The following is an 11,037-nucleotide window of genomic DNA, read 5'->3' as shown; positions in this document are numbered from 1 at the left end:
GTCTGGGTGGCCTACCGCTACTGGGAGAACAAGTTCGGCCTCGATGACGGCAATCCGGCCAACGGCGTCTGCTTCTTTGCGGGTGGCGTCAACAACAAGAGCTGCACCGAGAAGTCGCTGTACTCCGGCGTGTCGGTCAAGTTCTGAGCACAGACCGACAGCCGAGACGGCGCCGCGAACCTCCCGCGGCGCCGTCGCGTTGTTACGACCAGGCGCCGAGATGCTGCGCGGCCGCTTCGTCCTCGAGCAACGGTCCGACCACCTCGGTCGGGCGCTGACCGGTGCGAAACACGTCGCGGCAGGGCAGGTCGAGTGTCGGGTTCTCAGGATGATTGCCGGTGAGCGTGCGCAGGTGGTGCTCGCTGAGGCCGTACACCACGCGGCCGATGCCGGCCCAGTAGATTGCGCCAGCGCACATCGCGCAGGGCTCGGCCGACGAATACAGCGTGGCCGTCGCCAGCACCTGCGGCGCGAAGGAGGTGCAGGCCCGTGTCGCCAGCACCCGCTCGGCATGGGCGGTGCCATCGCGCGCGGGCAGGTAGCCGTTCTCCTGTTCGAGCAGCACTTGTCCCTTCCCATCGACGAGGATGGCGCCGAATGGATGGTTGCCGTGGGCCTTGGCGCGGCTCGCCACATCGAAGGTGCGGCGCAGGAATGCTTCGTCGGTCGGCATGACGGCTCGTCCTTCCATCTCGCATCGGCCGCGTCGTTGCGCGGCGGGGGTGGAGGCTGCAATACTTCCGGCCACGACGTTTGTCGAAACGACGGGAGATTGCAACCCTGTCGTCGCGGTGGTGCGGCCGGAGCCATCCGACGAAGATCCCCCCAACGACCACAGGAGACGTCCATGCAGAGGAGACTTCCATGAAGCGATCCGACCTCACTGAAAAGCTGCTCGACATCAAGCGCGACAATGGCTGGAGCTGGAAACACATCTGCGAGAAGATCGGCGGCTATTCCGAAGTCCTGATTGTCGGCGCGATCCTCGGCCAGATGAAACTGACCAAGCCACAGGCAGCCAATGCCGGCGAGCTGTTCGGCCTGTCAAAATCCGAGATCGCTATGCTGAACGAGACGCCGATGCGCGGCTCGCCGATGCCGCCGACCGATCCGTTGATCTACCGCTTCTATGAGTTGGTGATGATCAACGGGCCGGCGTGGAAGGCGTTGATCGAGGAGGAGTATGGCGACGGCATCATGTCAGCTATCGACTTCGACATGGTGATGGAGCGGCTGCCGAATCCGAAGGGCGATCGCGTCAAGATCACCATGTCCGGCAAGTTCCTGCCGTACAAATATTACGGCGCCAGCGGCAATGTGCCGGAATACGGCTTCAAGGAATCCTGAACCGAAGCCGCGGGTCAGTGCCGGGCGGCGGCGATGGCGGTCGCCGTCCGCGCCATCTGTTGCGGCAGCACGAAGGGCAAGCCGCCCGGCGTGGTGCCGACACGCGCCTCGACCTCGAACACGCGCTGCAACAGGTCGTCGGTGATGATGGTTGCGGGCGCGCCATCCGCCACCAGGCGGCCTTTCCTGACCACCAGAATGCGGTCGGCGAACCGTGCCGCGAGGTTGAGGTCGTGCAGCACCGCGATCACCGCCGTGCCCTGCAGGGCGCGGCGCTTCGCCGATTCCAGCAGGTTGATCTGGTGGCGCATGTCGAGGCTCGCGGTCGGCTCGTCGAGCAGCAGCGCACCGGCGCCGTGGTCGGCTTCGCCACAGGCGAGCTGCACCAGCACCCGGGCGAAATGCGTGCGCTGCTGTTCGCCGCCGGACAACGTCGGCAACTCCCGCGCGGCGAAGCCGTCGAGTTCTGCTTCCGCCAGCGCCGCGGCGACCAGCGGCTCGACTTCGGCGCGTGGCTGCCGGCCGCCGCCCATCCCGACGACCTCCGCCACCATGAATGGAAAGCTGACCTGCACGTGCTGCGACAGCACTGCTCGGTTGGCGGCAAGATCCGCCGCGCGATAGTCGGTGATGGCGTGGCCCTTCAGCCGTACCGTGCCGCTGGTCGGCACGAGGTCGCCGGACAGTAGCCGCATCAGAGTGGACTTGCCGGCGCCGTTCGGGCCGACGATGGCCACGGTCTCGCCGGCCGTGACCGACAGCGACACGCCGTCGAGCAGCGTCGCGCCGCGGATCCGGGCGCTGACGGCGGCGAGCTCGTAGACCGGGCTCATGCCAGCACCGTGGCGCGCTGGCGCAGCAGGATAGCGAGAAAGAACGGTGCGCCGATCGCGGCCGTGAGCACGCCGATCGGCACCTCGGCGGGGGCGGCAAGGGTCCGCGCCAGGGTGTCGGCGCCGGTCACGAGGGCCGCGCCGAACAGCGCCGAGGCCGGCAGCAGCAGGCGATGGCCGGGCCCGACCGCAAGGCGCAGCAAGTGCGGCACGACGATGCCGACAAAGCCGATCACGCCGGCGACGGCGACTGCGGCACCGGTCATGGCGGAGACCAGCACGATGCAGATGGTCTTCAGGCGCTGCACATGGATGCCGCTGTGGAAGGCCTCCGCCTCGCCGAGCACCAGCACGTCAAGCTGCCGGCCGACCAGCGTGGTGGCGAGCAGCACGGTGGCCGTCACCGGGGCAATGATGGCGGCTTTCGACCAGGTCGCGCCGGAGAATGAGCCGAGCATCCAGAAGGTGATGTCGCGCAACTGGCGGTCGTCGGCGACGAACACCAGGAGGCCGATCCCGGCATTGGCGAGCGCGGCGACGGCGAGGCCCGACAGCAGGAAGATCGCCACCGATGTCCGGCCGTTGCGGCTGGCGATCCGGTACAGGATCGATGTGGTGGCGAGCGAGCCGAGGAATGCGGCTACCGGCAGCAGCTCGAACTGCGGCAGGTGCAGGCCGGCCATCCAGGCGCTGTCGGTGATCACGATGGCGGTGGCGGCCGCGAAGGCGCCGCCGCTGGAGACGCCGACCAGCGCCGGATCGGCCAGGGGGTTGCGGAACAGGCCCTGCATGATCGCGCCGGCAACCGCCAGCATGGCGCCGACCATGGCGGTGATCAGGATGCGCGGGATGCGGATCGACCACAGCACCAGCGCATCGCGCGCCTGCAGCGCAGGATCCGCGTTCGATGCTGCAAGGCCGAGCGCGGCCGGCAGGCGGGACAATGGAATGCCCGCGGCTCCGATGCTGGCGGCCGCAGCCGCACAGGCCACGAAGCCGAGAGCCAAAACAATGAGCACGGGCAGCGCGCGGGGGCGCACGGTCCCGGCGTGGGCGCGTGCCGTGATGCGTGCCGGGCTGGTGTTGAGCGCCGACATCAGTGGCGGCAGTCGGCGGAGAGCACGCGCGACGTCCATGGCTGCTGCCCGGACAGGGCGGGATAAAGCCTGCCGGCGAGGTCATGGGCGGCCGCCGCGGTGCGCGGGCCGAAGCCGAGCAGATAGAGGCCATCCATCGCGACAAAGGACTTGTCGCGCGCAGCCGGCGTCATGGCGAAGGCGGGATTGGCAAACACCGCCTCGGGCGTCACCGCATCGGCGCCGCGCTGCATGGTCAGGATGACGTCGGGGTTCGCAGCGACAATGGCTTCCTCGCTGATCGGCTTGTAGCCGTCATAGTCGGCGACCGCGTTGATGCCGCCGGCGAGGTCGATGATCGCGTCCGCGGCGGTATGGCGGCCGGCCACCATGGCGCGGCCGCTGACCAGCGACATCACGAACATCACGCGGCGCCTGTCGCCGACCTTGTCGCGCAACGCATGCATCGAGGCGAGGTCGGCCGAGACCGCAGCAGTAAGGCAGGCGCCGCGCGACGTGACCCCCATCCGGTCGGCGACGAAGCCGATCTTGTCGAGGATGCCCTGCTCGGAAAATATCTCGGGTACGGTCATCACCGGCACCTTCGCGTCCTTGAGCACGGCGAGCGTTTCCTTCGGTCCGGCGCCGTCGATGGCGACAACGAGCTGCGGATTGAGGCCGAGAATGCCCTCCGGCGAGAGCTGCCGCATGTAACCGACGTTCGGTTTGGTGCGCAGCGCTTCGGGTGGATAGAGGCTGGTGACATCGAGGCCGACGATGCGGTCGGCAAGGCCGAGCGCGTAGAGAATTTCGGTGACCGCGCCGCCGACGGAGACGATGCGCGCGGGCGCAGCTTGCGATGGTGCGGCATCGACCGCGTGAGCGGGAGACGGCGTGCACAGCGCTACGGTGGCGAGCGCTGCGGTCAGCAGCGTGGCCAAAGGACGCAGCAGCGGGCGATGGTGCATCTGTTGGATTTTCATTTGGTCAAGATCAGCTTGTTCTGCGAGGTCAGCCGCAGGCGGTAGGTCTCCTCGCCATGGGCGATGATGATCTCGCGCGTGGCGACGAACAGGTCGCGCGCGTCCAGGCGGTTGCCGGTCAGCGCGATCTGGCGGCTCTGCACCGCGGTCTCCGCTGCTGTCGTGTCTTGCGTGTGTCGATCCATCGTTCGCCGATCCTCAATCGGCTTCCGATATACGGGGTCAGCAAGACGTCCTCCAAGCGCGGGATTTTACAATTGATATAAACTGCCGCCGCTGCTGCTTGACCGTGTTGGATGCGCGCCTTACGGAACGTTCATCATTGGTTTGCGCCCACGATCAAGGGCGCGCTAGCCAGCTAGCTGCCGCTTCCGGCCGCCCGCCAGCCACGACCAGGTCACACTCTGTTTTTGGTTGGGGGCAAGATGCAAAATCGGGCCGGGGGTACGCATGTGCTCCTTTGGGGCGCGTCGGTGCTGGCGCTGGGATTGGGCGGTGCGTCGTTCGGTCACGCGCAGGATGCGCAGCCGGCGCGGGCGACACAAGCGGCCGCGCAGGATCAGGCAAAACCTGCAAAGCGTCGCGCGGCGGTGCGTCGCCCGGTCGTGCAGCCGCCGGCATCACAGGCGCTGAATGCGCATGCGCAGGCCGCGCAGACCCTCGACACGATCACGGTGTCGGCGAGCAAGACCGAGGAGCGGGCGATCGATGCGCTGGCGCCGGTCAGCGTGGTCAGCGGCGAGCAGATCCAGGGCATGCAGCCGACGCGCGTCGGCGACGTGCTGCGCACGGTGCCTGGGGTGACGATGCAGGATCGCGGCGACGAGCCGTCGACAGCGGTCAATGTGCGCGGTCTGCAGGACTTCGGCCGCGTCGCGGTGCTGGTCGATGGTGCGCGGCAGAACTACCAGCGTACCGGCCACAACGCCAATGGCTCGTTCTTCCTCGATCCGGAGCTGATCGGCGGTATCGACGTGGTGCGCGGTCCGATCGCCAATGTCTACGGCTCCGGTGCGATCGGTGGCCTGGTCTCGTTCCGCACCAAGGACATCGACGATGTGGTGCGTCCCGGTGAGCGCTGGGGTGTCGACCTCAGCGGATCATTGAAGTCGAACGGCTTCGGCGGCGTCGGCTCGGTGTTCGGCGGTGTGCGTGCCGATCCGACGCTCGACGTGTTCGGCGGCGCGGTCTACCGCAACCAGGGCAACTACAAGGACGGCAGCGGCACCGAGATCRGCAACACCGGCAACGACCTCGCCGCCGGCATGCTGAAGCTGACCGCACGCCCGGCCGACGGCCATACGGTCAAGATCGGCGGCACGTTCCAGGACTTCAACTACAGTATCGGCCAGTTCAATCGTGGCCCGACCACCACCACCGCGCCGATCGCCGCGATTGCCGGCACGTCGGTCTACGACTCCAACGTCAAGAACTATACCGGTACGGTCAACTGGCGTTACTACAAGCCGGACGACGACCTGTTCGACTGGAACGCCACGCTCTACGCCAATCGCACCGAGAACGATCAGGTCAAGACCTACAACAACCGCATCTCCACCGGTGGCGGGGTGTGCTCGCTGACCAACCCCGGCAACAACATTTCCGGCTGCGTCGGCGACCAGCGCAGCTACCTGCTCAATACCGTCGGCATCGACGTCAACAACACCTCGAAGTTCACGTTCGGCGACTGGCGCAATGCGCTGACCTACGGCGTCGATGCGTTCCAGGACAACGTGACGACCTTCGACAAGAGCGGCAACTCCAACGTCACCACGCCGGGCGGACGTCGCACGGTGTCCGGCGGCTTCGTGCAGCTCAAGACCAACTACTCGACCTGGCTCGAGATCGTCAGCGCCGCGCGCTATGATCACTACGAGCTCAATGGCGGAGGCGTGACGTCGAGCGGCGATCGTGTGTCGCCGAAGATCACGGTCGGCCTCACGCCGTTCGCAGGCTTCACGCCCTATGTCAGCTACGCCGAAGGCTATCGCGCGCCGTCGATCACGGAGACCCTGATCGCGGGCTCGCATGCCACCGGCGGCGGTCCGGTGCTGTTCAACTGTCCGGACGGCAGCGGCGGCCTGTTCTGCTTCCAGCAGAACCCGTACCTGCGTCCCGAGGTCGGCAAGAACAAGGAGGTCGGCGTCAATCTCAAGTATGACGGCATCTTCTCGGCGACCGATGCCTTCCGCGCCAAGTTCAACGTGTTCCGCAACGATGTTGAGGATTATATCGACCTCGTCGCCTCGACGCCGCAGCCCTCGATCCTCGGGCCGCGGTTCGGCAACTACAGCAAATTCTACCAGTACCAGAACATCGCCAACGCGCGCATCCAGGGCTTCGAGGGCGAGGTTGCCTACGACGCCGGCAGCTGGTTCGCGAGCGTCGCCGGCAACGTGATGGAAGGCAAGAACACGGTCACCAATGTCGGCCTCGCCTCGCTGATCATGCCCAAGAAGGTGGTGAGCACCGCGGGCCTGCGCTTCCTCGACCGGCGGCTCACCGTCTCGGCGCAGTGGGTGTCGTTTGCCGCGAACACCGACGTGCCGGCTGGTTACCTTCCGGCGACCTCGGGTGATCTCGTCAATCTCTATCTGGCGTACCAGCCGACCAAGGATATCACGCTGAACTTCTCGGTCGACAACGTCGCCAACCGCTACTACCGGCCCTATGCCATTCCCGGTTCCTCGACGGACGGCACGACGCAGAACGACGTGCTGTTCTCGAGCCCGGGGCCCGGCATCACCTACAAGGGCGGCCTGAAGATCCATTTCGGTGGCGCCTGACCTCCGCGCCCACCGGGGGCATCCTGGCGGGCCGCGCTTCGCGCGGTCCGCCTTGCTGCTTTCGCCGTCGTCCGATCCCGCGAGGGAGCGGACAACTGTTGCTCCGAAACTGACACGCGTTACCAAGGGAGAAGTCTGACATGTACATCGCCATGAATCGCTTTGAGGTCCGCAAGGGCGCCGAGGAGGCGTTCGAGACGATCTGGGCAAAGCGCGAAACCTATCTCAACCGGATGGACGGTTTCATCGAGTTCAACCTGCTGCGCGGGCCGGACGCCGAGGACCATCGCCTCTATTCCACCCACACGCTGTGGGCGAGCAAGGCGGCGTTCGAGGCGTGGACGCGCTCGGAAGAATTTCGCGCCGCGCATGCCCGTGCCGGCAACCCGACCGGCGAAAGCCTCTATCTCGGCCACCCCAGGTTCGAGGGTTTCGAGATCATCCAGACTGAACGCAAGTCCAGCGCGGCGGCGTGACCGGATGGCTGACGCACAGGCGATAATCACGGCCGACGATCTCAAGACCTACATGGCCGCCAATGCCGGCGCGGTGATCGAGGACGTCGCGCGCGAGCGCGGCGTCACCGCCCGTGCGGTGCTGGAGGCGCTGCCGGAAGGCATGGCGCGCTTCGGCGCCGGCGAGGCGTTCGCAGAGGTGATGCAGGACATCGCCGGGTGGGGCGAGGTGACGCTGATCGTGCACACCGACGACGGCATCTTCGAGTTCACCGGGCCGCTGCCAAGCGGCGAGGTCGGCCGCGGCTATTTCAACCTGATGCAGCCGAAGGGCCTGCACGGCCATTTGCGCCACACCCGCTGTGGCGGGGTTGCGTTCGTCGAACGGCCGTTCATGAACAAGACCTCGGCGTTCGTTGCGTTCCTCAACGTCGATGGCGGCATCATGTTCAAGGTGTTCGTCGGCCGCGACGAGGCGCGCCAGCTCAAGGCGGATCAACTCGCGCGCTTCCGCGCGCTCGTGGCGTCGCTGTCGTCGGCCGCCTGAACGTTCAAGGCTGCGGGCGCGGTTTGCGTGCGGGGGTCTTTCCCGTTTCGACCGGCGCCCGCAGTTGCGCCTGCATGAATTCCTCGAACCGCGGATCCTGCAGGTAGGCGATGTTCAGCCGCATCGCCGGACGCGTCTCGTTGCCGCCGGGATGGAACGCCGACCCCGGTGCGAGCAGGATGCCGCGCTCCGCGGCCCGTCGCGACAGTTCCTCGTCGTCGATGTGCGCGGGCAGTTCACACCACATGTAGAAGCCGCCCGACGGCTCGCCGAGGCAGGAGAGGCCGAGCCGCGCCAGCGTTTCGTGGGCGCGATGGGTGGCCTCGCGGATGCGTCCGGCGAGGCGCTTGACGTGACCGCGATAGCGGCCGCTGACGATCAGGTCGTGGACGATCTGCTCGACATAGCCGGACGAGTTGGTCCGCGTGATCATCTTGAGATCGGCGAGGGCGGCGGCGATGTCGGCGCGGGCGGCGATGTAGCCCGAGCGCAGGCTGGCGGACAGCGTCTTGGCGAAGGTGCCGACCACGATCACGCGGTCGAGCCCGTCGAGCGCGGCGAGCCGCGGCTGGCTCGCCGGCATGACATCGGCGAACGGGTCGCTGTCGACGATGATCAGGTTGTGGTCGGTGGCGACGCGCATCACGCGATAGGCCACCGGCAGGCTGATCGAGCAGCCGGTCGGGTTGTGCGCCAGCGACTGGGTGAAGAACAGTCTTGCGCCGCTGGCGGCGGCCTGGGCGGCGAGGTCGTCGGGATCGGGCCCATCGGCCTGGCGGCGCACGCCGACCAGACGGGCTTTCGCCAGCCGCAGCTTGCCGAACAGCGGATAGTAGCCGGGGCTGTCCACCAGCACGGCGTCGCCGGGCTCGACGAAGTGGCGCACGATCATGTCGAGCGCGTCGTTGGCGCCATGGGTCATCAGCAATTGCGCCGGCGTCGCGGTGATGGCGCGTTCGGCGAGCAGGCCGGCGAGGCGGGCGCGCAGCGGCAGCAGGCCGTAGGGGCTGCCATAGCTCTCCGGAATGGTGCGCTGGCCTGGCTTATTGACCGGGCGCAGATAGCGCCCGACCTCGGAGCCTTCGGTCCACGCCGGCGGCGGCCGGCCGTCGCCGACGCGCACGGCGTAGCGCTTCTCGAGTTGCTCGCGCAGCAGCCAGACGCTGTCGACAGCGTCGACCGCTACCGGCGTCGGCACGACGGCGGCCTTGGCGCGGCGCTGGCTGACATAGAAGCCCGAGCCGGGGCGGCTCTCGATCAGCCCGGTGGCGACGAGGCGCTCATAGGCGTCCACCATGGTGTTCTTGGAGACGCCGAACGCCTGCGCGGCGCTGCGAATCGACGGCAGCCGCTCGCCGCCGCGCATCTGGCCGCGCTCGATGCGCTCGGCGAACGTGTCGATCACCATGTCGACACGCGATTTGGCCTGTCCCGGCCGGCCTGTGGAGGCAACTGTACCCATCGTCGAGATGGTACGGGGCTTCGGATAAATGTGCAAAGCGTTCCTTGAACCGTACCCATCGGCGCTTCAAGTTGCTGGCATCACAAACGTTCGCCGCGCAAGGCGGGACGATGGGGAGGGCGCCGCTCGCCGAGGCGGGCGCGACAGGCACGCGATCGGCGGCATGGCCGGCGCGGGTGTCGTTCCCCTGCGTTCCCGTGGGCGCGGCTGCCGCCACCAGGGATCGCGCGATGAACTCCACTCTTTCCGGCCGCAACCGCAGTTCGCGGATTGGCGGTTTCCACCGCAAATCGCCGCTGGAGCGGCTCGATCTTGTCGCCGCGTTCGCCGACCTCGACGAGGCGGCCAGGAGCCATCTCGCCGATATGGGCAACCTGCCGGTGCCGCTCGCCGACAAGCTGATCGAGAATGCCATCGCGACCATGAATGTGCCGATCGGCATCGCCACCAACATGAAGGTGGACGGCGAGGATGTGCTGGTGCCGATGGCGACGGAGGAATCCTCCGTGGTTGCCGCGGTGTGCAACGCCGCCCGGCAGAATTACGACAGCGGCTTCACCACATCGCTGTCAGGCACGCTGATGATCGCCCAGGTGCAGGCGGTCGACGTGCCTGATCCCCACGCGGCGCGGCTGCGCCTGCTGGAGCGGCGCGACGACATCAGGGCGATCTGCGACGCCTGCGACCCGGTGCTGGTCAAGCTCGGCGGTGGTTTCCGTGACCTCGAGGTACGCCTGCTGGAGACGCGCGGCGGCCCGATGCTGATCACCCATCTCATCGTCGACACCCGCGACGCCATGGGCGCCAATGCGGTCAACACCATGGCCGAGAAGGTGGCGCCGCAGATCGCGGCGTGGAGCGGCGGGCGGGTGTACCTGCGTATCCTGTCCAACCTCGCCGACCGGCGCCTCGCGCGGGCCCACGCGGTGTGGAAGCTCGCCGACATCGGCGGCGCCGAGGTCCGCGACGGCATGCTGGCAGCGTATCATTTTGCCGCCGCCGATCCCTATCGCGCGGCGACCCACAACAAGGGCATCATGAACGGCATCAGCGCCGTGGTGCTTGCGACCGGCAACGACACCCGTGCGGTCGAGGCCGGCGCCCACGCCTATGCGGCGCGCTGCGGCCACTACAGCAGCCTGACCCATTACGAGGTGACGCGCGAGGGCGACCTCAGCGCCTCGATCGAGTTGCCGATGGCGGTCGGCCTGATCGGCGGCGCGACCAGGCTGCATCCGACCGCGCAGGCCTGTCTGAGGATCCTTGGCGTGCGCACCGCCGAGCGGCTGGCGCGCATCATCGCCGCGGTCGGCCTCGCGCAGAACTTCTCGGCGCTGAAGGCACTGGCGACGGTGGGCATCCAGAAGGGCCACATGGACCTGCATGCACAGAACATCGCGATGATGGCCGGTGCGGTCGGCGACGAGGTCGACGCGGTGGCGAAGGCGCTGGTAGCGAAGGGCACGGTGCGTGTCGACGTCGCCGAACAGGTCCTGAACGAACTGCGACGCGCCTGAGCGCGTCGCGATGACGACATCCAACAACACA

Annotated in this window: 11 protein-coding genes; 5 read left to right on the top strand and 6 right to left on the bottom strand. The window is 67.4% G+C overall.

Annotated elements, in window-relative coordinates; all coding sequences use genetic code 11:
- Positions 1 to 202: 202 nt before the first annotated feature.
- The gene (locus tag AB4Z37_RS15225) at positions 203 to 673 is read right to left on the bottom strand and encodes a nucleoside deaminase (RefSeq protein WP_441517568.1); all 471 of its coding nucleotides are present in this window, start codon (positions 671 to 673) and stop codon (positions 203 to 205) included.
- A 191-nt stretch (positions 674 to 864) separates the two neighbouring features.
- Between AB4Z37_RS15225 and cynS the strand changes: the two genes are divergently transcribed.
- The gene (gene cynS, locus AB4Z37_RS15220) at positions 865 to 1,347 is read left to right on the top strand and encodes a cyanase (RefSeq protein ID WP_441517567.1); all 483 of its coding nucleotides are present in this window, start codon (positions 865 to 867) and stop codon (positions 1,345 to 1,347) included.
- Between the two features lie 14 nt (positions 1,348 to 1,361).
- Here the strand turns inward: cynS and AB4Z37_RS15215 are convergent, their stop codons facing one another.
- From AB4Z37_RS15215 to hemP, 4 genes are read right to left on the bottom strand one after another with little or no spacing between them, the layout of a single operon-like run.
- Entirely contained in the window at positions 1,362 to 2,180 is an 819-nt protein-coding gene (locus tag AB4Z37_RS15215; RefSeq protein ID WP_441517566.1) for a heme ABC transporter ATP-binding protein, read from the bottom strand.
- Positions 2,177 to 3,277, bottom strand: a complete 1,101-nt coding sequence (locus tag AB4Z37_RS15210; protein ID WP_441517588.1) for a FecCD family ABC transporter permease — start codon at positions 3,275 to 3,277, stop codon at positions 2,177 to 2,179. Before AB4Z37_RS15210 ends, AB4Z37_RS15215 begins: the two co-directional genes overlap by 4 nt.
- A complete protein-coding gene (locus tag AB4Z37_RS15205; RefSeq protein ID WP_441517565.1) occupies positions 3,277 to 4,224 on the bottom strand; it encodes a heme/hemin ABC transporter substrate-binding protein in 948 nt (315 codons plus the stop codon). Before AB4Z37_RS15205 ends, AB4Z37_RS15210 begins: the two co-directional genes overlap by 1 nt.
- 11 nt (positions 4,225 to 4,235) lie before the next feature.
- The gene (gene hemP, locus AB4Z37_RS15200; RefSeq protein WP_441517564.1) at positions 4,236 to 4,424 is read right to left on the bottom strand and encodes a hemin uptake protein HemP; all 189 of its coding nucleotides are present in this window, start codon (positions 4,422 to 4,424) and stop codon (positions 4,236 to 4,238) included.
- A gap of 240 nt (positions 4,425 to 4,664) precedes the next feature.
- Between hemP and AB4Z37_RS15195 the strand changes: the two genes are divergently transcribed.
- From AB4Z37_RS15195 to hutX, 3 genes are all read left to right on the top strand, one after another.
- Positions 4,665 to 7,025, top strand: a complete 2,361-nt coding sequence (locus AB4Z37_RS15195; RefSeq protein ID WP_441517563.1) for a TonB-dependent hemoglobin/transferrin/lactoferrin family receptor — start codon at positions 4,665 to 4,667, stop codon at positions 7,023 to 7,025.
- A 140-nt stretch (positions 7,026 to 7,165) separates the two neighbouring features.
- Entirely contained in the window at positions 7,166 to 7,501 is a 336-nt protein-coding gene (locus AB4Z37_RS15190) for an antibiotic biosynthesis monooxygenase family protein (RefSeq protein WP_441517562.1), read from the top strand.
- A 4-nt stretch (positions 7,502 to 7,505) separates the two neighbouring features.
- The gene (gene hutX, locus AB4Z37_RS15185) at positions 7,506 to 8,027 is read left to right on the top strand and encodes a heme utilization cystosolic carrier protein HutX (protein WP_441517561.1); all 522 of its coding nucleotides are present in this window, start codon (positions 7,506 to 7,508) and stop codon (positions 8,025 to 8,027) included.
- A gap of 4 nt (positions 8,028 to 8,031) precedes the next feature.
- Here hutX and AB4Z37_RS15180 read toward each other — a convergent pair whose 3' ends face one another.
- Entirely contained in the window at positions 8,032 to 9,435 is a 1,404-nt protein-coding gene (locus AB4Z37_RS15180; RefSeq protein ID WP_441517560.1) for an aminotransferase-like domain-containing protein, read from the bottom strand.
- A 284-nt stretch (positions 9,436 to 9,719) separates the two neighbouring features.
- Between AB4Z37_RS15180 and AB4Z37_RS15175 the strand changes: the two genes are divergently transcribed.
- Complete coding sequence (locus tag AB4Z37_RS15175; RefSeq protein ID WP_441517559.1) at positions 9,720 to 11,006, top strand: hydroxymethylglutaryl-CoA reductase, degradative; 1,287 nt, start codon at positions 9,720 to 9,722, stop codon at positions 11,004 to 11,006.
- The last annotated feature ends 31 nt before the right edge of the window (positions 11,007 to 11,037 follow it).

This window comes from Bradyrhizobium sp. 2TAF24 (assembly GCF_052115025.1).
Lineage (GTDB): Bacteria > Pseudomonadota > Alphaproteobacteria > Rhizobiales > Xanthobacteraceae > Bradyrhizobium_A.
This window is presented reverse-complemented; position numbering and strand designations above follow the sequence as displayed.

What these genes read in the sequence shown, in the direction of transcription:
- AB4Z37_RS15225 (WP_441517568.1), bottom strand. Translation starts at nt 673, where the DNA reads ATGCCGACCGACGAAGCATTCCTGCGCCGCACCTTCGATGTGGCGAGC.
- cynS (WP_441517567.1), top strand. Translation starts at nt 865, where the DNA reads ATGAAGCGATCCGACCTCACTGAAAAGCTGCTCGACATCAAGCGCGAC.
- AB4Z37_RS15215 (WP_441517566.1), bottom strand. Translation starts at nt 2,180, where the DNA reads ATGAGCCCGGTCTACGAGCTCGCCGCCGTCAGCGCCCGGATCCGCGGC.
- AB4Z37_RS15210 (WP_441517588.1), bottom strand. Translation starts at nt 3,277, where the DNA reads ATGTCGGCGCTCAACACCAGCCCGGCACGCATCACGGCACGCGCCCAC.
- AB4Z37_RS15205 (WP_441517565.1), bottom strand. Translation starts at nt 4,224, where the DNA reads ATGCACCATCGCCCGCTGCTGCGTCCTTTGGCCACGCTGCTGACCGCA.
- hemP (WP_441517564.1), bottom strand. Translation starts at nt 4,424, where the DNA reads ATGGATCGACACACGCAAGACACGACAGCAGCGGAGACCGCGGTGCAG.
- AB4Z37_RS15190 (WP_441517562.1), top strand. Translation starts at nt 7,166, where the DNA reads ATGTACATCGCCATGAATCGCTTTGAGGTCCGCAAGGGCGCCGAGGAG.
- hutX (WP_441517561.1), top strand. Translation starts at nt 7,506, where the DNA reads ATGGCTGACGCACAGGCGATAATCACGGCCGACGATCTCAAGACCTAC.
- AB4Z37_RS15180 (WP_441517560.1), bottom strand. Translation starts at nt 9,435, where the DNA reads ATGGTGATCGACACGTTCGCCGAGCGCATCGAGCGCGGCCAGATGCGC.
- AB4Z37_RS15175 (WP_441517559.1), top strand. Translation starts at nt 9,720, where the DNA reads ATGAACTCCACTCTTTCCGGCCGCAACCGCAGTTCGCGGATTGGCGGT.